A 20202-nucleotide genomic window follows, 5' to 3' on the forward strand; every position below is an offset into this window, starting at 1 on the left:
TTAATGAGCTTCCAACCAAACTTCATCATGAGGGCGAGTTGTCGAAGGCCCAATAAATAAGCCTTTGAAATTACTTCAACTACTGCCGCTTAACCAAAGGTGGTGGGCGGCGTTCAATTGGAGCGCCGGGAACACTCGGGTGCCCGTGGCCTCAGGTGGTCTGGTGCCAAATCGCACCCGTCTGGAAACCGGAAATTTTATGGTGATCAAGATGGCCCACGTCTGCAATTTGAGTACATCTCTGGCAGTTTTCTCAACAGTAATGGCGAGTTCCGCTGCGGCAGAATTGAAATACGAGAACGATAGTGGCGGTTATGTGGAGTTGTACGGCCAACTCCACCCGGCGATTGTCTCAGTAGACGATGGACAAGAGACTGTTACGCGACTGCTGGACCATGACCTGTCAAACAGCCGCGTAGGGTTGCGGCTGATGCAACCGTACGGAAGCAACGAGTTCACTTTCCGTTTCGAAACAGGTCTGGGCCTGCCGAGCACCGGTACTGCCAATCAGGATGGCACGAACAACGATGGCTGGTCGCGAGAAGACATTCGCCATGTCGATTTTGCGTTGAAGGGCGGATACGGAAAGTTTTCAGCAGGTCAGGGAAGCATGGCATCTGATGGTGCTGCCGAAACGGATTTATCCTTCGTTGGGACGGCTCTCTACTCATTTACCAATGACGAAAACGGGGCATTCTTTTACCGTCAGGAAGACGGCGTTCTAAGCGGCATTACAGTCGGGGACTCAGCCAGTAACTTTGACGGCGCGCGCCGTGGTCGCATCCGCTATGACACGCCGGGTTTCAACGGGTTTTCCGCCGCTATTGCCTACGGGCAGAACATCCTCTCCAGCAGCGATGACGACGACTATTACGATATTGCCGTGCGGTACCGAAATACCTTCGGTAATGGGGCAGAGTTCGCCGCAAGTGTCGCCTATGCCGTTCGGGATTTTGATGATGGAACAGGCGAACGCCGAGACACAATTGGGTCTGCCTCGGTTCTTTTACCCAGCGGCTTTAGCTTTACAGCGGCCTTGGGTGCACGTGATGACACAGCCAATGGGGTAAGCGATCCAAACTATTGGTATGCCAAATTGGCGTATGAGGCCGACTGGGTAACGTGGGGAAAAACCGGCTTCGGAATAGACTATTTTGATGGATCTGATTTCGAAAACGATGGGTCCAGTACCAAGGCCTGGGGGATCGCGGTGGTCCAGCGGATCGACAGTATCAACGCGGATGCCTACCTCAAGTACCGAAACCATGATTTTGACGACACAGTCGACTTTGACGAGAACGAGGCTTGGGTTCTGGGCGCGCTCTGGAAATTCTGAGTATCGGTTGATCCAGACATCAAACGTTCTGGCACGGTTAGGGGCGTTTTTTTCTTCAAATCGGCGGCAAAACAAGGCTGATCCGGCCTTTGCCCCTTGCGCGTAGTCCGCTGGACAAATAGAAGGCCTCAAATTTGCCCGGCGCGCCGTTTTGCGCGCCCCGAATCCTATGGGGACTACCATAATGCAGGTTACCGAGACGCTGAATGAAGGTCTGAAACGCGGCTACAACATCGTCGTGTCCGCAGCTGAGCTGGACGACAAAGTAAATGAAAAACTGGTCGAGGCGCAGCCTGAAATTGAGATGAAGGGCTTTCGCAAAGGCAAGGTGCCGATGGCGCTGCTGAAAAAGCAGTTTGGCCAGCGTCTGTTGGGCGAAGCGATGCAGGAAAGCATCGACGGTGCGATGAACAAGCATTTTGAAGACAGCGGTGACCGCCCAGCTCTGCAGCCCGAGGTCAAGATGACCAACGAGGACTGGAAAGAGGGCGACGACGTCCATGTCGAGATGTCCTATGAAGCACTGCCTGCGATCCCAGAGGTCGACCTGAAATCTGTCGAGCTGGAAAAGCTGGTCGTCAAAGCAGACGACGCGGCCATTGAAGAAGCGCTGAACAACCTGGCCGAAACCGCGCAGGATTTCAAAGCACGCCGCAAAGGCTCGAAAGCCAAGGACGGTGATCAGGTCGTGATCGATTTCGTCGGCAAAGTGGATGGCGAAGAATTCGAAGGCGGTTCCGCCGAGGACTATCCGCTGGTTCTGGGTTCGAACAGCTTCATCCCCGGTTTTGAAGAGCAACTGGTTGGCGTCAAAGCCGAGGAAGAAAAAGACGTCAACGTGACGTTCCCTGCCGAATACGGTGCCGAGCATCTGGCAGGTAAAGAGGCCGTCTTCACCTGCACGGTGAAAGAAGTCAAAGAGCCTGTTGCAGCAGAAATTAACGACGAACTGGCCACGAAATTTGGTGCCGAAGACCTGGAAGCACTGAAAGGTCAGATCGCTGAGCGTCTGGAAGCTGAATACGCCGGTGCATCGCGCGCGGTCATGAAGCGTGCGCTGTTGGACATCCTGGACGAGAAGGTAAAGTTCGAACTGCCGCCGTCGTTGGTTGAGGCTGAGGCCAAGCAAATCGCCCACCAGCTGTGGCACGAAGAGAACCCCGAAGTCGAAGGCCACGATCACGGTGAGATCGAGGCAACTGACGAGCATAACTCACTGGCCGAGCGCCGCGTCCGTTTGGGCCTGCTGCTGGCTGAGCTTGGTCAAAAGGCCGAAGTTGAAGTAACCGATGCCGAGATGACTCAGGCGATCATGAACCAGGCACGTCAGTACCCCGGTCAGGAACGTCAGTTCTTTGAGTTCGTTCAGCAGAACGCACAGATGCAGCAACAACTGCGTGCGCCGATCTTCGAAGACAAAGTCATCGACTACATCGTCGAATTGGCGCAGGTCGCTGACAAGGAAGTCAGCAAAGACGATCTGCAAAAGGCCGTTGAGGCACTGGAAGAGGAATAATCCTTTTCCGTCCAACTTGCTTGGATGCCAAAAAAACACGGAGCCGTCTGAAATGGACGGCTCCGCTTGAGTGGCTTTATTCTCCTGAGGTGAGGGGGTCAGGCCTCATGAGCTAAAGCACGGGGGGTACTCATTAGGGCGATTTTCTGCTCTGGTGTGACCTTGTCCGAGAGCGCTTCGATCAGCCTTAGAACGTCATCGACCTCAGCTTTGGTCGTTGCTGCGCTTATCTGCTCGACAAAGTATCTTTCCATCTGCGTAAGCGGTTTGCGGTCGCAATTAGCCGCTTGTGGTTTGGCTTTCGCTTTTGCAATCAGGTCCAGCGCTTGTTCGTCTGTCAGAAAGACATCATGCCGGATGCCTGCATATTCGCGAATTCCTGAGATACGCTCGTCAGAACAATCCATCATCGCTGCCATCGCAACAACCTTGCCCATAGGTTTGGCGGTTCCAAGGTAGTCGTATGGCGCGTTGCCAGAACGTTGCAAAACGCGGTTCATCACAGGATCGATCACAGCAATCGAGTCCAGAACACCTGCCGCCTTAGCGTATTCAAACGAACCAATCATGACCTCGCTGGTGACATAAGAGACTGAGTTTTTGCCGCGGCCGCGCCCCAGTTTCTTGGTGTCCACGCAGAACCTTGTGGCTTCCCATACCTGTGAGCTACGGATTGGTGGTTCTCCGTCCAGAATTGAATTGAAAACATCTGACAGCATATGCGGACCGGTGGTTTGCAGCAGTCTCATGCAGCCAACGACGTCCCCATCGTCGTTGATGCTGACCACATGCGCCGGGTACAGTTCGTCAAATTGGTCGCGCTCGCGCCCATTCTTGATGTGAACATCCCATCCCAGGCGATCGCCGAAAACGCGCGCGCGCAGTTGGTGCATCTTGTCCAAGATGTCTTTGAATTTGTGTTGGTTAATACCATCAATCACGATGATCATTTCCATCCCCCTACAGTCTGGTTACCGTGAACTGAAAATTAACCAACTCACGAACAGATGCTATTGGGGGTATCCCGTAGATTTTTGGTTTTTTTTATTAACCAGGGGAGATTAGGCCGAGTCCTATTGCGCGCCCAATGGCCTGTGGGGTGGACAATGCACCCAGTTTTTCGCGCCCTGAACGAACGTGCACTTCTACTGTTCTGTGCGAGATCGACAGGATGTCACCGATATCTTGCTGCGACTTGCCTTCGGCGACCCACTGCAGGATCTCTTTCTCACGGCTGGACAGTGATGGCAGATAGAGTGCCTTCGATAGAAGACCAGATTGCATGACAGTATCGTGGGCTTGAACTGCAGCGAGCTGCAAATCACCCATGACGTTTCGCTTCAGCCCATCCCATTCTTCGTCAGTGCAGTCGCGAGTGACATTCAACAGGCCACACTCACCATAAGGCCCGCGCACGGGAACAGTCAGCCCGCGTGTTGTAATGCCGAAATCATGGGCGTCCTTGAAGACAGTGTGAAATTTTTCATCATGGTCAAAGCGGCCCCAATCCACCGGCGCGATGCTAAGCATGGATTGGTGGAGCGTCGGGTCGAATTGGTGAAAGCCGTGCTTACCGTAGTGGATTTTCCACTCGTCCGGATAGTTCGCGTATCCCTGAACATCCCCCTTCAAGGGATTGAACGTGGCGTATGAGGCGTAGTCAAAGCCAAGTTCTTCACAGACTGCATTGATAATGTCGGCCGCCGACCTGTCTTGTTGGTCGATTGCGGCCAGGTCGATGAGTTTCAACTGTTCTACCTTCGTGGCGACCATCCTCTCCCCTGAGAATAGTCCTATCTGTCCAAACTATAGTATACGTTGCGTCAACCAGCGATTGTGGGCAAGCAAATTGTGCATTGTGAATGGGCTTATTGCTAAGGATATCCATCCATTGTCGGATTTAAGCCTGTAAACGAGGCTGTAATTTGCGGTTTTTCGCCCAAGGCAAAAGGCACCAAACTATTCTGGTACCAAACCTGTCTCGACCAGCATGCCGCGCGCCTTTGCTTCTGGCCAATAGCCTTTCGCATAGAGGAATATAGCCCTGTTCTGGTCTCCGTCTGACAACAGCCATGCGCCGCGTAGGTACTTGCCCGCAAACTCCAGATTAGTGTTCGCGTCCAAAAGACCTTGTGGATCGCCGGTGTATCCCATGGACCTGGCGGTCGCTGGCAAAATCTGAAGCAACCCATAATAGGGACGGTTAACGGCCCAGGGTCGATGGGTACTTTCACGGATTGCAAGTTTATGCACCAGCTCGCGGGGCAATTCGTAGTGATCGGCCCATTTGTTGATCGACTCACGCAATTCAGGCGTTTCATTCGGGTAAAGTGGCGGATCAAAAGCAGCCCGGGTCGGTGTGTCAGGCTCGCCGCATGCGGTTAGTGGCGCGGCCAAGATGAGGGCCAGCAGGCTGCGACGTGTGAAATATGTCATCGAGATCTCCGGGTTTGTTGAGGCGATGATAGGTGACAAACGTTCGACCGCAAGCATAGGTGGAAATTCAGGCTGAATTATGCCCGTGCTGCAAGTAAGCAAAAAGGCCGCACATTTTGTGCGGCCTTTTCTTAATCATTGCACAGGGAAGACTAGGCTTTCGCTTCGTCTTCTTCTGCTGCCGGGGCTTCTTCGGCGACTAGTTCGTCGTCTTCAGAAGCGGCGGAACCGATGTCGTCGAACAGTTCAGCGATTTCGAACTCTGCTGCGGCTTCTTCTTCAGCAGCCAGTTCCTGAATCGACTTGCCGGACGCTTGCAGTTCGGCTTCTTCTTCCGAGCGGGCGACGTTCATCTGGATTTCAACTTCGACTTCGGGGTGCAGTTTGACCGCGAGGTTGTGCAGACCCAGTTCCTTGATCGGCGCGATCAGGGCAATCTGTTTCTTGTCGACGGTGAAACCTGCTTCGGTCGCGGCTTCGGCGGCGTCACGCGGGGTGACCGAGCCGTACAGAGCGCCAGCATCCGATGCCGAGCGAATCACGATGAATTGCTGACCGTCCAGCTTTTCAGCCAGTGCTTCAGCTTCTTTCTTGGTTTCCAGGTTGCGGGCTTCAAGCTGCGCTTTCTGTGCTTCGAACGAGGCGATGTTCGACTCGGACGCGCTCAGGGCTTTGCCTTGGGGCAGCAGGAAGTTGCGGGCGTAGCCGGGCTTGACGTCAACGACGTCGCCCATCTGACCCAGTTTCGCAACGCGTTCCAGAAGGATAACTTGCATGTCAGTCTCTCCTTACTTCACAGCGTAGGGCAGCAGGGCGAGGAAGCGGGCGCGCTTGATAGCACGGGCCAGTTCACGCTGCTTTTTCGCCGATACGGCGGTGATGCGCGAAGGTACGATCTTGCCGCGCTCAGAGATGTAGCGCTGCAGCAGACGTGTGTCTTTGTAATCGATCTTGGGCGCGTTCTCACCCGAGAACGGGCAGACCTTGCGGCGGCGGAAAAATGGTTTTGCGGCCATGGTTTGGTGTCCTTTCGTCAGGCGTTGATCAGCGGCGCTCGCGGCGGCCTTCGCGCTCATCGCGCTTCTGCATCTGGACCGAGGGGCCCTCGGCATGCTCGTCGACCTTGATGGTCAGAACACGCATGACGTCTTCATGCAGGCGCATCAGGCGCTCCATTTCCTGAACCGCGCCAGCAGGCGAGTCGGTCTTCAGGAAGGCATAGTGGCCCTTGCGGTTTTTGTTGATCTTGTAAGCCATCGTCTTGACGCCCCAGTACTCGCTTTCGACGACGCTGCCGCCGTTGTCAGCCAGAACGGTGCCGAAGTGTTCGACAAGGCTTTCTGCCTGCGCGTTGGACAGATCCTGACGCGCGATCATTACATGCTCATACAGTGGCATGTGCACTCCTGTTTATATCAAGGCGCATTTCATAGGCGGGGTCATTCAACCCTTCGCGACCCTGCCACGAGAGGCTGCGCGATTCATACGATTAGCGAAGGATGGCCCCGTATACACGTTTATGGCGGAGGGGCAAGTCCCGTCACATATGCCTTGGTGAAGTCCCGCTATTTCCTTTGGGTCGCCCAATTCCTGACGCTTTTCAAATCGAAATTGAATGCCATACCGGGGACAAAGCCGGACATACCGGACCCAGACGGCAACCTGAACACAGGGTGAGAGAAATGACCGCGATTAATACGAATACATTCGAACAAACCGCCAAGAGCGGAAGCTTCGAAAAGTCTGTACCAGTTCTGATCAAGTTTGCACCGAACTGGAAGGTTCGAATGGTTTTGGCCCGCATGGTCGGCGCTTTTCTGATTGTGATGGCTTTTTCAATGTGGCTGGCCTCGGGTTCGGCAATGGCCACCGAAGTTTGGCCGATCAAGCTGGCAGCATCGCTGGCGTTTTTGGTGGTTGGCGTAAGCCTTTTGACCATACAGGTGCTGGATGCGCGTCCAGATGCTTACTTTGATCCGATCCGTCGCGAGGTTCGGGTGCTGCAAAAGAACGAAAATGGTCGTCCGCAGACGGTTCTGCGCCGTAGCTATGATACGCTGGGTGGTGCGAAGTTCAGCGATGATCAGGTTGAACTGTTCGACGTGGACGGTAGCCTGCTGATGAAATTGCCGCTGCAATCGGCGGATGTCAGCCGAGCGCTCAAAGGGCAACTGAGCGGAAGTGTAACAATCTTCGCCTAAAATTTATTCTGTTCATATAGGAACAGAAGTTGTGAGAGAATAAAGCTTGTGTGCCGCCCTTGGGCGGCACATTTTCGTTATCTAGCAACCCAATCGGTTTGCATCCACAACACTGCGGAGATTGTCATGAAATCCACCCTTCTTGCTGCTGCACTGGCCGTGTCGGCGACTTCGGCGTTTGCAAGTGCCGAGAAATACGTTTTGGACCCAAGCCACAGCCAGGTCATCTTCAACTACAACCACCTCGGTTTTTCGACGACCTATGGCATGTTCTCGGGTTTCGAAGGCGAGATACTGTTCGATCAGGAAAACCCTGCTGCATCCAGCGTAACTGTTTCCATGCCTGTCATCGAGATGTTCACCGGTTGGAAGCCGCGTGAAGATCACTTTATGACCGAAGATTTCTTTGGTGTGACCGAAGGCGACCTGATTACCTTTACTTCGACGGGTATCGAAGTGACCGGTGAAAACACCGCAAACATCACCGGCGATTTGACCATGAACGGCGTAACCAAGTCAGTCGTTCTGGACGCCAAGCTGAACCAGGTTGGTGAACACCCGATGGCGGGCAAGCCCTGGGCCGGTTTTGACGCAACGACCACATTGGTCCGCAGCGATTTTGATCTTGGCCAGTTCGCCCCGTTTGTTGGCGACGAAGTTGAGGTCCAGATCTCGGTTGAGGCGCAGAAGGCCGAATAAACCAGTTTTGCTGTTCTGACACGAAGCCGCCGGAGCAATGCTCCGGCGGTTTTCTTTTATTCGCCACGCTTGGCCGTCAGGTCGATCAAGACTGTGACTGCAAAGCCCAGTGAGTCTTCGGTGGGTTGTGAGGTGCCCACATCGAAGTCCATACGGTTTAGTTCAAGCTGGCCTGAGACCGTCGCGGTGTCATCCGCTAACTCCAATGAAAACGGCAACACGACATCCAAGGATTTGTCGCGAATGGTCAGTGGACCGCGTGCTTCATAGCCGGTTTCGGTTTTGTACAGATCTGCTTTGAACTGGGCCGTTGGGAATTGTGCGCTGTCAAAGAAATCCGCGCCCATCGCTTGACCGCTTACCGTGCCGAGGCTGAGAGACGGGATCGAGATTGTGACATCCACCGTCCCAGCCAAGCCGGGCACATCGGGGTCGTCGAAGGCAATAGCGGCGGTCCACTCTTCGAAGCTACCGGTTACGGGGCTACCCAATTGGGTGATGGTAATGCCTAGCGTGCCCTCCTGCACCTGCCACTCTGATTGCACCTCTGCCAATTCGGCGGCGTCGGTGTGAGCATCAGAGTGCTGATGGCTGAACGCGCCAATGCCCCAACCGCCGACCAACACACCCACCCAGACAGCCAGTGCAGCGATTGCCGGAGCCCGCGAGTGGTGCTGTGCCGGAGGCTCCGGCGCTTGTGCTGAACCCGGCAACATGCGCCGCAATGTGCTGTCTTTGTCTACGACGTGGTGCTTGAGCGCCCCAGCGATATGCAACGCCAAGGACCCGCCGAGCGTCCATACAAACAACCAGTGCAAGCTTGCCGTGAACTCGGCCAACGGGGCAGACTTGGGTACCAAGGGAAGGTTCTGCCCAAAGGGCCAAAGGATTGGCGCAAACCCTTCGGCTGCCGCATGGTGAATCCATCCGGTTAAAGGAACCAAAACGAGAGAACCGTAAAGCAGCCAGTGCACAGTTTCCGCGGCGAAGGCCTCGGGTTTGTTGTCGGCGTTCAGAAGGCCGGGCTTGGTTTGGGTCATGGCCCAAAGGATACGCGCGATGGCTACGAAAAAGACTGCGACCCCGACGGTCTTATGAAGTGAAAACAGACGCGCGGCGCGGGCGATGTCATCCTCGGTTGTTGGGATATTCGGATCATAAATCGAATGGGCCAGTTCATTGGCAAACCATCCCAAAGGGAAAGCAGTGAAAATCAGCAAGGCGGTCAACCAGTGAAAGGTCTTTGTCACGCTGCCGTAACTTGAGAATGAGTTGGTCGAGGACATAGTGCGCTCCGGCGATAAGGTGGCAGTGTTCAACCTATCGACGGGACGACAGGACTCAATAGCGCGACACGCACAGAAACGGTGCCAAAGTGCAGAGGTCAGGCAAAGCTTGTGCCGCGCGTTCAGTCAGTTTACACCCCGCCGCAACCTAACGTCATCCAAGAGGTTGCAATGACACGCGCATTTGTTTTCCCGGGGCAGGGCGCCCAGACCATCGGCATGGGCAAGGCTCTGGCCGAGGCATATCCCGCCGCGCAGGCCGTATTCGATGAGGTCGATGCGGCGCTGGGTGAAAAGCTGAGTAGCCTGATTTGGGAAGGTGACATTGCTGAGTTAACCTTGACGCAAAACGCGCAACCAGCGCTGATGGCGACCTCGATGGCGGCAATGCGCGCGCTTGAGGTCGAAGGGGTCTCGGTCACTGATGCGGCGTTTGTCGCTGGGCACTCACTTGGTGAGTATTCTGCGCTTGCAGCGGCTGGTGCTTTGTCAGTCGCAGACACGGCACGGTTGTTGCGTACTCGGGGGCAAGCAATGCAGAGCGCGGTTCCCGTCGGCGAGGGTGCAATGGCTGCTATATTGGGTCTGGACCTAGAGGCCGTTCGGGCCGTCGCCGAAGAAGCCGCACAGGGCGAGGTATGTCAGGCAGCCAACGACAATGATCCGACGCAGGTTGTTGTCTCGGGTGCCAAAGCAGCCGTGGAACGTGCGGCAGAGATTGCCAAGGAAAAAGGCGCAAAGCGCGCGGTCATGTTGCCGGTCAGCGCCCCTTTTCACTGTGCATTAATGCAGCCTGCGGCTGATGTCATGGCCGAGGCGCTGGCCGATGTTGAAATCAAGGCACCGGCAGTGCCGCTGGTTGCCAATGTCCGCGCCGAAGCGGTCAGTGACCCCGATCTGATCCGCCAGCTGCTTGTCGAGCAGGTCACCGGGTCCGTTCGTTGGCGCGGGAGTGTTCAGTACATGGCGGCGCAGGGTGTGACGGAAACCTGGGAAATCGGGGCGGGCAAAGCGTTGTCCGGAATGATCCGTAAGATAGACCGTTCGATTGCTGGCAAGGCTGTTGGCACACCGGAAGACGTTCAGAACGTCACCAATTCAGAATCTTAAGTCGACGCTAAGCGCTTTATAGGGAAAACAGAATGTTTGATTTGACAGGTAAGAATGCACTGATCACCGGTGCCTCGGGCGGCATTGGCGGCGAGATCGCGCGCACTCTCCACGCAGCGGGCGCAACAGTTGCGCTGTCAGGAACCCGGGTTGAACCTCTGGAAGCGTTGGCGTCCGAACTTGGTGATCGTGCGCATGTGTTGCCGTGCAACCTGAGCGACCCCGACGCCGTGGCGGCACTGCCCAAGCAGGCAGCAGATGCGATGGGTTCGGTGGACATACTGGTCAATAACGCTGGCATTACGCGCGACAACCTGTTCATGCGTATGTCGGATGAAGAATGGCAGAGCGTGATCGACGTCAATATGACCTCGACCGCCAAGCTGTGCAAAGGTGTGCTTCGGGGTATGATGAAGGCGCGTTGGGGACGGATCATCAATATCTCGTCCGTAGTTGGCGCGACGGGCAACCCGGGGCAGGCGAACTATGCTGCATCCAAGGCTGGTATGGTCGGGATGACCAAATCGCTGGCTTATGAGGTCGCCAGCCGAGGAATCACGGCGAACGCCGTTGCGCCGGGTTTCATCACGACCGCAATGACTGACAAGCTGACCGATGATCAGAAATCCGGCATTCTTGGTCAGGTTCCTGCAGGTCGCATGGGCGACGCATCAGAAATTGCTGCGGCAGTTCTGTATCTTGCGAGCCCCGAAGCGGGATATGTTACCGGAACAACCTTGCATGTGAATGGCGGTATGGCCATGTTGTGACCGCGTATCAAGGCGGGTGCGAAAGCGTTTGCCTTGGGCGTTGTCTGTGCTATAGGCGGCGCATGAATGCAGGGGTCGGCTGCTGGGTCGACCTTCTACTTTCCCGGTAAACGGGGACCCAAACCGCCCAGACAGGGCAAATCAAGGCCAGCCTGTGCGGGCAAGGGCAGAACCGGGCAATATGCCCTGAAATGGAATGAGGAATAGACATGAGCGACGTCGCAGATCGCGTTAAAAAGATCGTTGTTGAGCACCTGGGTGTTGAAGAAGACAAAGTAGCGGAAAACGCTTCCTTCATCGACGATCTGGGCGCAGACAGCCTGGACACCGTTGAACTGGTTATGGCCTTCGAAGAAGAGTTCGGCATCGAGATCCCTGATGACGCAGCCGAGACCATCCAGACCTTTGGCGACGCCGTCAAATTCATCTCTGAAGCGTCCTAAGACCTTCTAATTCGGCTAAAAGCGGCGCTTCTGGGCAACGGAAGCGCCGTTTTTTTTGTTTTACCTTTATTGAGGCTTGCCAGCCGCCAAATTCATTCGCACCCTTCCGCCTGAGGCAAACATTTCAGAGCGGGCAGGGCATGATACGATCCACCCCGATGATAAATACGGCACGCTTGACGCTTTGCGCCATGCGTCCAGAGGATTTTAACCGGTTCGCCGAGATCTGGCGTAACCCGTGTGTCGTGCAGCATATCGGTGGCAAACCCCGATCGCGTGGCGAGGCATGGGATTCCTTCCTGCGAAATGCCGGGCATTGGCAGATGGCTGGTTTCGGCCAATGGGCCGTGATCCAGCAGTCGAATCGCCAGATGATCGGTCAGGCAGGGTTTTTCTACGGTAACCGCTCTTTAGGGGAAGATTTTGACAGCTTTCCCGAAGCGGGCTGGGTTCTGGCGCCCGAAGCACAAGGCCAAGGCATGGGGTTGGAGGCCGCTCAGGCCGCGCATGATTGGTTTGATCGGATAATGCCGGGGCCATTGGTTGCAATGGTAAATTCCGGAAATGGCGCGTCGCAGAAGCTTGCCGAACGGCTTGGCTACGAGCTGATCCGCGAGTGTGATTACGACGGAAGCGCGGTGCAATTGCTGCGCAGAAATGGGCCGCCGACGCGCCACTGACGCCGCGCTGCAATGCCGCAAAATGTCCGTAGTTTGCCGAAACTGGTTCTCACCGGTGCGATTCCTGCGTGTATGATACAGTCGATGTGCAAACGACTGGGTGGAGGATTGAGCTCATGCGGGTTTACCCAACGATGGAATTGCAGAATGGTCGGTGTGTGACACTGGATAAGGGCCGTCTGGAAGAGGCGATGATCTGGCACGTGAACCCTTCGGAAACTGCTCGCAGCTGGGCGACGGCTGGCGCCGAGTGGATGCACCTGACCGATTTTGACGCGATCGAAGGCCGTGATACGAACGCTGAACTGGTTGAAGAGATCATTCGTTCGGCAGAAATCCCGGTTCAACTGGCGGGTGGCATGCGGACCCGTGAGCAGGTCGAGCATTGGATCGACAAAGGGGCAGGTCGGATCGTGATCGGCACATTGGCCGCTTGGGACCCGAACCTGGTCAAAGAGCTTGCCAAGCTTTACCCGGACCAGATCGTTCTGGCCGTAGATGTTTGGCAAGGCCACGTGATGACCGAAGGTTGGCGTAGCCAGAGCGCGTTTACGCCTGATACCTTCATCGAAGCCTTTGCCGAGGCACCTTTCGCGGCAATTCTGGTCACGGATATTGATAGCGACATGGGGGATGTCGAAGCGCAGTTGGGCTTGATTTCAGGGCTGGCTGAAAAGTCCCGGACCCCTGTTATCGCAAGCGGTGTAGTGCGGACTGCGGACGATATCTCGCGGTTGGCCTACGTCCCGAATATCTCGGGCGCGTTGGTCGGACGGGCATTGTTCCGTAAAACCGTCGACTTGGGCGAAGCACTTGAAGTTGCGCGTACCGCGCATGAACCGGTCGCTGAGTTCCAGTAAACCAAGAATGCAAATTCTGCTCCGCCTGCTCTCAACCCAGAGAAGGCGGAGCTTTTTCATTTTAATGTCTAACGTCCTTAATTTTCCGGTCCTGAGCGACACGCTGCAGATTAGGAATGCAGCCTTGCTCTTGCCCCCGGACCCCGGGCCGGGGTATGAGCGTTTCTTAAATACGAAGCAGGCAAGAGGCATTTCATGCGCAGAGTCGTTGTAACTGGACTGGGATTGGTCACTCCTTTGGCCAGCGGGGTCGAGGAAACCTGGTCACGTCTGCTGGACGGTGAATCCGGCGCAGGCCCAATCACTCAGTTCGATGCCGAGGCAAGTGGTGTCACCACGACATATGCCTGCGAAGTGCCCCGCGGTGACGGTTCAAACGGAACTTTTAATCCGGATGACTGGATGCCGCCGAAAGAGCAGCGCAAGATCGAAGACTTTATTTTGTATTCGATTGCCGCTGCTGACATGGCCTGTCAGGACGCAAACTGGTTGCCAGAGGATGAAGAGGCAAGGCTGCGTACCGGCGTTCTGATCGGATCGGGTATTGGTGGGCTGGGATCCATCGCGGAAACAGCCAATCTTATTCGTGACAAGGGACCTCGCCGAGTATCGCCCTTCTTTATTCCCGGTGCGTTGATCAATCTGGCTTCTGGCCAGGTTTCGATCCGCCACGGGTTCAAGGGACCGAACCACTCTGTTGTGACGGCGTGTTCGACGGGGGCGCACGCAATCGGCGATGCAAGCCGTATCATTCGCGCCGGTGACGCCGATGTCATGGTCGCAGGTGGTGGCGAAGGATGCATTTGTGAAATCGGCATCGCTGGATTCAATTCTTGCAAGGCGTTGTCGACAAAATATGCGGATAACCCCAAAGCCGCCAGCCGTCCTTATGACGTGGACCGTGATGGTTTTGTCATGGGCGAAGGGTCCGGAATTGTCGTTCTGGAAGAATATGAACATGCCAAGGCGCGCGGTGCGAAAATCTATGCCGAAGTGTTGGGCTACGGAATGTCCGGTGACGCGTACCACATCACCGCCCCGAGTGAGGATGGCGATGGGGCAGAGCGTTCCATGAAAGCTGCACTGCGCAGCGCTGGGTTAGAGCCCAAGGATCTGGATTATATTAATGCGCATGGTACCTCGACCATGGCTGACACGATTGAATTGGGTGCTGTCGAACGGCTGCTCGGGGATCATGCGGCGAATGCAACGATGACATCGACCAAATCGGCCACGGGGCATCTGTTGGGTGCGGCCGGTGCGATTGAGGCGATTTTCTCGATCTTGGCTATTCGGGATCAGGTGGCGCCGCCGACGATCAACCTGGACAACCCGGCCGTTGAAACACCGATTGATCTTGCACCGAATGCAAAGCGTGAGCGAAAGATTGATGTGGCGCTGTCAAATTCGTTCGGGTTTGGCGGTACCAATGCCAGTGTGATCTTCGGAAAGGTCAGCTAAATGTGGCGGGCTCTGGCGTCCAACATGCTGACCATTCTGGTGGTCGGTACATTTTTGATGGGCGGGCTGATCCTCTGGGGGCAAACACGGTACACGAACCCCGGCCCGTTGCAGACGGCAATCTGCCTTCAGGTTGAACGTGGTTCGAACATGACCCAAGTCAGCCAACAGTTGGAGGATCAGGGCGCCATCTCCAGCGCGATGGTATTCCGCATGGCGGCGGACTACACGGATAAGGCACCGCAACTGAAGGCGGGAAGTTTTCTGGTACGCGAGGGCGCGTCGATGGAACAGATCATCGACGAGATCACCCGCAGTGGTGCCAGTACATGTGGGTCGGAAATCGAATACCGCATCGGCGTGACGCGTATTCAGACGCGCGTGCGCGAGTTGAACCCCGCGACTCTGGACTTTGATGAGATCGCTACCTTTGACATCACCGAAGAAGAGGTGCCGACCGCCTATACCGAAAAGCGCGAGGATGCGGATACGCGTTACCGTGTTTCGGTCGCCGAAGGCGTGACGTCTTGGCAAGTTGTCGAAGGCCTGAAACAGATCGACGCGTTGACGGGTAACGTCGGTGAGATTCCAGCCGAAGGCATGCTCGCCCCGGACAGTTATGATATTGTACGCGGTGCTGACAGAACTGCTGTCCTGCAGGGTATGCAGGATAAGCAGCAACTGCGCATCAATGCCGTTTGGGAAAACCGGCAGGACGGCCTACCCATTACAAGCCCAGAAGAGATGTTGATCCTTGCTTCGATTATCGAAAAGGAAACCGGTGTTCCGAGTGAACGCGAGCAGGTCGCAAGTGTCTTTGTGAATCGCCTTGAGCGGGGCATGAAGTTGCAGACAGACCCGACCGTGATTTACGGCGTCACAAAAGGACAAGGTACGTTGGGGCGCGGGTTGCGCCGAAGTGAGCTTAGGCGGGCAACGCCCTGGAATACATATGTAATTGACGGTTTGCCGCCCACGCCAATTGCTAATCCAGGGATGGCGAGCCTTGAGGCTGCTGTTTCACCGGCAAGCACAGACTACGTTTTCTTCGTTGCGGACGGCACCGGTGGCCACGCATTTGCCGAGACACTGGATGAGCACAACCGCAACGTGGCCAAGTGGCGGGAAATAGAGGCGGAGCGGCAAAGCTCTGGTAACTAATAGGGTGCCGCATCGCGGCACCTTTTCTATTTTAAGCTGCTGGTTTTCTGCGCGGACGACGGCGTTTGGAACCTTGCGGTTTGGACGGTACATTCGCCCCCTTTTTCCCGGGACCCGTTCGGCGGAAACTGCGACCTGGGCGCGCTTTCTTGGGTTCCGCAAATTCCGGCATTGTTCCGCTGGCGACTGGAATGTCGATCTTCATTAGCCTTTGAATTTGCTTCAACTGATCCAGTTCATCGGGTGCGCAAAAGGCGATACCCTCACCTTCACGGCCCGCGCGGGCCGTTCGTCCGATCCGATGGACATAGTTGTCGGGCACCTCGGGAAGGTCGTAGTTGATCACATAGGCAACACCGGGAATATCGATGCCACGCGCGGCGACATCGGTCGCAACAAGAATGTTGATCTCGCCGGCGCGGAATGCCTTGATCGCGCGATCTCTTTGCCCCTGACTTTTGTTTCCGTGAATAGAAGCGGCATTGAAGCCGTCTGCAACAAGGCTTTTCATAAGCTTTTCCGCGCCATGCTTGGTGCGCGCGAAAACCAGTGTCAGGGCGTCCATGTCATCCGACAGGATTTGACGCAGTTTTCCCGGCTTTTCGGCGCGGCTCAGAAAATGAACGGACTGCGTGATTTTATCCGCCGCCTTCCCCGGAGGAGAGACTTGGATACGCTGGGGGTTATTCAAGTACGCCTGGCTCAGCTCCTCCATTTGTTTTGGCATGGTCGCCGAAAACAACATGGTTTGACGCGGTGTCCCAAGCTGAGGCGCAATCTGGCGCAGCGCATGGATAAAGCCCATGTCCAGCATCTGGTCGGCTTCGTCTAGAACCAAGTGCCGGACGGAGCTGAGGTCGACGGCACCGCGCTCCATCAGGTCGATCAGGCGCCCCGGTGTAGCAACAAGAATATCAGTCCCGCGCGCGAGGAAAGAGATCTGTTTGCCGATAGACTGTCCCCCCACAACAGTCGCGACCCGCAGCTTGGTAGAGCGGGTCAGGTTGCGGAGGCTTTCGGCGATCTGGTTCACCAATTCGCGTGTCGGAGCAAGGATCAACGCCTTGGCTGTTTTGGGTGCTGGTTTGCCAGGTTGAGCCAGAAGGTGGTCGATTAGTGGCAGGCCAAAGGCCAACGTTTTCCCGGTACCGGTTTGAGCCAGCCCCAAAATGTCACGGCCTTGCAGCGCCATGGGAATGGCTTGGTTCTGGATTGGGGTTGGTTGTGAGAAATTGGCACGTTTCAGCGCCTCGTTCAGGGCTGGGGCAAGACCCAGCATATCAAAGTCGAACAATTAACTATCCTTTAGAGCCCGCAGCGCGTGCTGCGAACGAATGAAGACTGACCACGCAAGTTTTGCGCGATCGGCAGGGGTATGCAGCAACCTCTGGACGTACAGGTGCATCCTGCGACATCTGGTTTCTGCGTCAAGAACCCTGCGTGAAGGGGAACTAGGGGATGATTTCGGCGCTGTGGGGCCGTCGGGCCGCGAATGCTCACGCGTCAGCGCTTTGTTATCGCGCACATGGGCTTTGAGCCGGCAAATGTCAATGCTTTGCTTTTAGTGGTCGCGCAGCGCTGGGCCACGGTGCGGCGGATTTACCGCAATTTATGCAGCAGGTGTTGAAAGCGCGCATGGAAATTCAGCCCTTTGGGAGGGCGCTTCAGTTTCCAGTTTACTACGAAAGCGTGCGGTGGGTGTTGCGGTCGCGTTGCGTAACGCATTGACTTTGCGAACTTTATGGCGTATTGATTATGGCATGCTAGAAGAAGTGGGCAACGGCCCCGGGGCGACCCGGTGGCCGTTTTTTCGTTTCTCTCGTGCGGAGAAAACTCACGCATGAGGTCACAGGCAAACATGACTTTGATTACCCCGGAAGAGCGGATTTCTCAAACGGCCGACTTGTTGCAGTCGCTCGAGAGATCCATTCGCGATCTGCGCAATGCAGCGGAAGAACTGCGGAGGCAGATCGGTGCCGGGGAGGATGCAGACCTTGCCGGAACAGGCAAGCAACTGGCTCAGCTAGAGGGGCTGATCCGAAGTTGCCAGAAAGTGGAGACAAGCTTTGTCGAACAACATCACAGACAAGCCGGAATTGCCCAAGGGGGATATGCGCTCGACCTTGAGCGCGCTCGATTTGAAATCGGGTGCAGGCTGGCTCGCCTCCGCACCTGTTGCGGTGCAGGACAGATTTCTGAGTGAGATCGGGGAGGGGGGGCTGTGTGCCCTCCCTTTCCTGTTTGAGTTCTGGGCACTGCCGCACCAACTACCGCCCGAGGGCGAATGGCGGTCCTGGGTGATCACGGGTGGGCGCGGTGCAGGCAAGACGCGCGCGGGGTCTGAATGGGTGCGGTCGATGGTTGAAGGGGCCAAACCGCTGGATAAGGGCGAAGCGCGCCGTGTGGCGCTGGTGGGTGAGACATTCGATCAGGTGCGCGATGTGATGATCTTTGGCGATAGCGGCATATTGCAATGCTCACCGCCGGATCGTCGGCCCGTGTGGAAAGCATCGGAGCGCAAGCTGGTTTGGCCGAATGGGGCCGAGGCGCAGGCGTTTTCCGCACATGATCCCGAAGGGCTGCGGGGGCCACAGTTCGATGCCGCATGGGTGGATGAGTTGGCCAAGTGGAAGAAGGCGGGCGAGACGTGGGATATGCTGCAATTCGCGTTGCGGTTGGGGGCTCGTCCGAGGGTCTGTGTGACCACGACGCCGCGCAATGTGAAGGTTTTGAAGGATTTGCTGGCGTCGCCCTCCACCGTGCAAACCCATGCGCCGACCGAGGCGAACCGGGCCAATCTGGCAGACTCATTTCTGGCCGAAGTGCGCGCGCGTTACGCGGGTACGCGGCTGGGGCGGCAGGAATTGGACGGGGTGCTGCTGTCGGATGCTGAGGGGGCGCTGTGGACGGGCTCGATGCTGGAGGCGGCGCGGTGCGCGCGGGTGCCTGCGTTGGATCGCATCGTCGTGGCGCTGGACCCGGCGGTGACGGCGGGGGCGGATGCGGATGCTTGCGGGATCGTAGTCGTGGGCGCGCAGGTGCAGGGGCCGCCAGAGCAGTGGCGTGCCTATGTGCTGGCCGACCGGACGGTGCAGGGCGTTGGCCCGGCGGGCTGGGCGCAGGCGGCGATTGACGCGATGGACGAATTTGGGGCCGAACGACTGGTGGCCGAGGTCAATCAGGGCGGGCAGCTGGTGGAAGAGGTCGTGCGGCAGGTGGACCCTCTGGTGCCTTATCGCGCGGTGCGGGCGTCGCGCGGCAAGGTGGCGCGGGCCGAGCCTGTGGCGGCCTTGTACGAACAGGAGCGGGTGCGCCATGTCGCCGGACTGGACGCGCTGGAGGAGCAAATGTGCCAGATGACTCCGCGCGGGTTCGAAGGGCAGGGCTCACCCGACCGCGTCGACGCGCTGGTTTGGGCGCTGCATGAGTTGGTTGTGGGGCCTGCGGGAGCGTATCGGCGGCCTAGGGTAAGGGCTTTGTGAAAGTGTCAATGCTTCAGCGTTGGAAATCGTACAATCGCTCTGAGCCCTATCTGAATGACAACTCAGTCCAAAAAATAAGAATGCTCGTTAAAACAATAAAATACCTTGTCCTTAATCATGATTTTGACAAGGATTTGCTGCATAGAATTCCAAGGCGCATGACAATAGGGTAACCGTTGTTGATGCCGTCGTTGAGTTTGTTCGTTTTTTTAGAAGAAGTTCTGTCTGTGTTTTCTTTTTTTAATCAAATCATTAGTAAGCGTTATGGAGCAAGAGAGCACATCAAAGCCTGCGAGTAGAAAGGTTCGGTTCCGGACCATCGCCATCGGGATTTTTCTTTGCATTTGGCTAAGCGGAATGACTGCCAGCCTGACGGCCGGAGCATGTCTCAACAGCCGACATGAAGGTGAGAAGAAACTTCGGTTCTGCAATACTTCGATTGTAGCCGGGGCATGGATGGATACTTTTTCGAGAGAACGGGCAAAAAGGTCAGTAATCCAACTCGAAAAAGGTATCGTTTTATCTCAAGTTGGTCGAGAGGAAGACGCGATAGGGGCTTTTAAACGAGCTCTCCAAGATGCGCGTTCCGATCATGACGATTGGTTGGAACGAACGCTTCATCAGCGTATGGGCAAAAGGGAGCGAGAGCTTCATCAACGCATGGTACAGTTGGAAGACCGACACACGCTTGCGTTGTGGCTGTCAGTGGTCAAGTCTTTAGACAAAGCTGGCTAATAAAAGCTCCTACGATTCTTTCACCG

The 20202-nt window shown here is 56.1% G+C and carries 21 protein-coding genes; 13 read left to right on the plus strand and 8 right to left on the minus strand.

The window, feature by feature from the left end; translation table 11 throughout:
- Nucleotides 1-211 precede the first annotated feature (211 nt).
- On the plus strand, nt 212-1336 hold the full coding sequence (locus ACR0BD_RS05425) for a porin (RefSeq protein ID WP_480829415.1): 1125 nt from the start codon (nt 212-214) through the stop codon (nt 1334-1336).
- 184 nt (nt 1337-1520) lie between these two features.
- Nucleotides 1521-2852 carry a trigger factor gene (tig, locus tag ACR0BD_RS05430; protein WP_480829416.1) on the plus strand — a complete coding sequence of 444 codons (1332 nt, stop codon included), beginning with the start codon at nt 1521-1523 and terminating at the stop codon, nt 2850-2852.
- A 98-nt stretch (nt 2853-2950) separates the two neighbouring features.
- On the opposite strand, the gene ACR0BD_RS05435 is transcribed toward tig, so the two are convergent.
- The 6 genes from ACR0BD_RS05435 to rpsF all read right to left on the minus strand — a co-directional run bounded on the left by ACR0BD_RS05435 (nt 2951) and on the right by rpsF (nt 6686).
- Complete coding sequence (locus ACR0BD_RS05435; RefSeq protein ID WP_480694088.1) at nt 2951-3802, minus strand: acyl-homoserine-lactone synthase; 852 nt, start codon at nt 3800-3802, stop codon at nt 2951-2953.
- 97 nt (nt 3803-3899) lie between these two features.
- On the minus strand, nt 3900-4601 hold the full coding sequence (locus ACR0BD_RS05440) for a helix-turn-helix transcriptional regulator (protein ID WP_480829418.1): 702 nt from the start codon (nt 4599-4601) through the stop codon (nt 3900-3902).
- Nucleotides 4602-4811: 210 nt separating this feature from the next.
- The gene (locus ACR0BD_RS05445) at nt 4812-5288 is read right to left on the minus strand and encodes a transglycosylase SLT domain-containing protein (RefSeq protein ID WP_480829284.1); all 477 of its coding nucleotides are present in this window, start codon (nt 5286-5288) and stop codon (nt 4812-4814) included.
- 152 nt (nt 5289-5440) lie between these two features.
- Nucleotides 5441-6064 (minus strand): 50S ribosomal protein L9, encoded by a 624-nt coding sequence (rplI, locus tag ACR0BD_RS05450; RefSeq protein ID WP_480829285.1) that lies wholly within the window; start codon nt 6062-6064, stop codon nt 5441-5443.
- A 12-nt stretch (nt 6065-6076) separates the two neighbouring features.
- Entirely contained in the window at nt 6077-6304 is a 228-nt protein-coding gene (gene rpsR / locus ACR0BD_RS05455) for a 30S ribosomal protein S18 (protein ID WP_005608650.1), read from the minus strand.
- 28 nt (nt 6305-6332) lie between these two features.
- The gene (rpsF, locus tag ACR0BD_RS05460) at nt 6333-6686 is read right to left on the minus strand and encodes a 30S ribosomal protein S6 (RefSeq protein WP_480694082.1); all 354 of its coding nucleotides are present in this window, start codon (nt 6684-6686) and stop codon (nt 6333-6335) included.
- Between the two features lie 284 nt (nt 6687-6970).
- On the opposite strand from rpsF, the gene ACR0BD_RS05465 reads away from it, so the two are divergent.
- Together ACR0BD_RS05465 and ACR0BD_RS05470 are read left to right on the plus strand one after the other, a co-directional pair.
- Nucleotides 6971-7489 (plus strand): hypothetical protein, encoded by a 519-nt coding sequence (locus ACR0BD_RS05465; RefSeq protein WP_480829287.1) that lies wholly within the window; start codon nt 6971-6973, stop codon nt 7487-7489.
- 126 nt (nt 7490-7615) lie between these two features.
- A complete protein-coding gene (locus ACR0BD_RS05470) occupies nt 7616-8188 on the plus strand; it encodes a YceI family protein (protein WP_480829288.1) in 573 nt (190 codons plus the stop codon).
- Nucleotides 8189-8244: 56 nt separating this feature from the next.
- Here ACR0BD_RS05470 and ACR0BD_RS05475 read toward each other — a convergent pair whose 3' ends face one another.
- Nucleotides 8245-9474 (minus strand): cytochrome b/b6 domain-containing protein, encoded by a 1230-nt coding sequence (locus ACR0BD_RS05475; RefSeq protein WP_480829289.1) that lies wholly within the window; start codon nt 9472-9474, stop codon nt 8245-8247.
- 171 nt (nt 9475-9645) lie between these two features.
- Here ACR0BD_RS05475 and fabD point away from each other — a divergent pair, with 171 nt between their 5' ends.
- The 7 genes from fabD (at nt 9646) to mltG (ending at nt 15959) form a co-directional block, all read left to right on the plus strand.
- On the plus strand, nt 9646-10584 hold the full coding sequence (gene fabD / locus ACR0BD_RS05480) for an ACP S-malonyltransferase (protein ID WP_480829290.1): 939 nt from the start codon (nt 9646-9648) through the stop codon (nt 10582-10584).
- 32 nt (nt 10585-10616) lie between these two features.
- Nucleotides 10617-11354, plus strand: coding sequence for a 3-oxoacyl-[acyl-carrier-protein] reductase (gene fabG / locus ACR0BD_RS05485; protein ID WP_480694072.1), 738 nt, complete (start codon nt 10617-10619; stop codon nt 11352-11354).
- A gap of 209 nt (nt 11355-11563) precedes the next feature.
- The gene (locus tag ACR0BD_RS05490) at nt 11564-11797 is read left to right on the plus strand and encodes an acyl carrier protein (protein ID WP_008756330.1); all 234 of its coding nucleotides are present in this window, start codon (nt 11564-11566) and stop codon (nt 11795-11797) included.
- Between the two features lie 140 nt (nt 11798-11937).
- Nucleotides 11938-12477: a GNAT family N-acetyltransferase gene (locus ACR0BD_RS05495; RefSeq protein WP_480829291.1), complete on the plus strand. Its 540-nt coding sequence runs from the start codon at nt 11938-11940 to the stop codon at nt 12475-12477.
- Between the two features lie 116 nt (nt 12478-12593).
- Nucleotides 12594-13337 carry a 1-(5-phosphoribosyl)-5-[(5-phosphoribosylamino)methylideneamino]imidazole-4-carboxamide isomerase gene (locus ACR0BD_RS05500; RefSeq protein WP_480829419.1) on the plus strand — a complete coding sequence of 248 codons (744 nt, stop codon included), beginning with the start codon at nt 12594-12596 and terminating at the stop codon, nt 13335-13337.
- 195 nt (nt 13338-13532) lie between these two features.
- Nucleotides 13533-14798 carry a beta-ketoacyl-ACP synthase II gene (gene fabF / locus ACR0BD_RS05505; protein WP_480694066.1) on the plus strand — a complete coding sequence of 422 codons (1266 nt, stop codon included), beginning with the start codon at nt 13533-13535 and terminating at the stop codon, nt 14796-14798.
- Nucleotides 14799-15959 carry an endolytic transglycosylase MltG gene (mltG, locus tag ACR0BD_RS05510; RefSeq protein WP_480829292.1) on the plus strand — a complete coding sequence of 387 codons (1161 nt, stop codon included), beginning with the start codon at nt 14799-14801 and terminating at the stop codon, nt 15957-15959. It begins immediately after the preceding gene.
- A gap of 31 nt (nt 15960-15990) precedes the next feature.
- Here mltG and ACR0BD_RS05515 read toward each other — a convergent pair whose 3' ends face one another.
- Entirely contained in the window at nt 15991-17253 is a 1263-nt protein-coding gene (locus tag ACR0BD_RS05515; protein WP_480829294.1) for a DEAD/DEAH box helicase, read from the minus strand.
- Between the two features lie 817 nt (nt 17254-18070).
- Between ACR0BD_RS05515 and ACR0BD_RS05520 the strand changes: the two genes are divergently transcribed.
- Nucleotides 18071-19441: a DNA-packaging protein gene (locus ACR0BD_RS05520; protein WP_480829420.1), complete on the plus strand. Its 1371-nt coding sequence runs from the start codon at nt 18071-18073 to the stop codon at nt 19439-19441.
- Nucleotides 19442-19798: 357 nt separating this feature from the next.
- Complete coding sequence (locus ACR0BD_RS05525) at nt 19799-20176, plus strand: hypothetical protein (RefSeq protein ID WP_480829296.1); 378 nt, start codon at nt 19799-19801, stop codon at nt 20174-20176.
- Nucleotides 20177-20202: the final 26 nt, after the last annotated feature.

This window comes from Ruegeria sp. G5, from assembly GCF_056533365.1.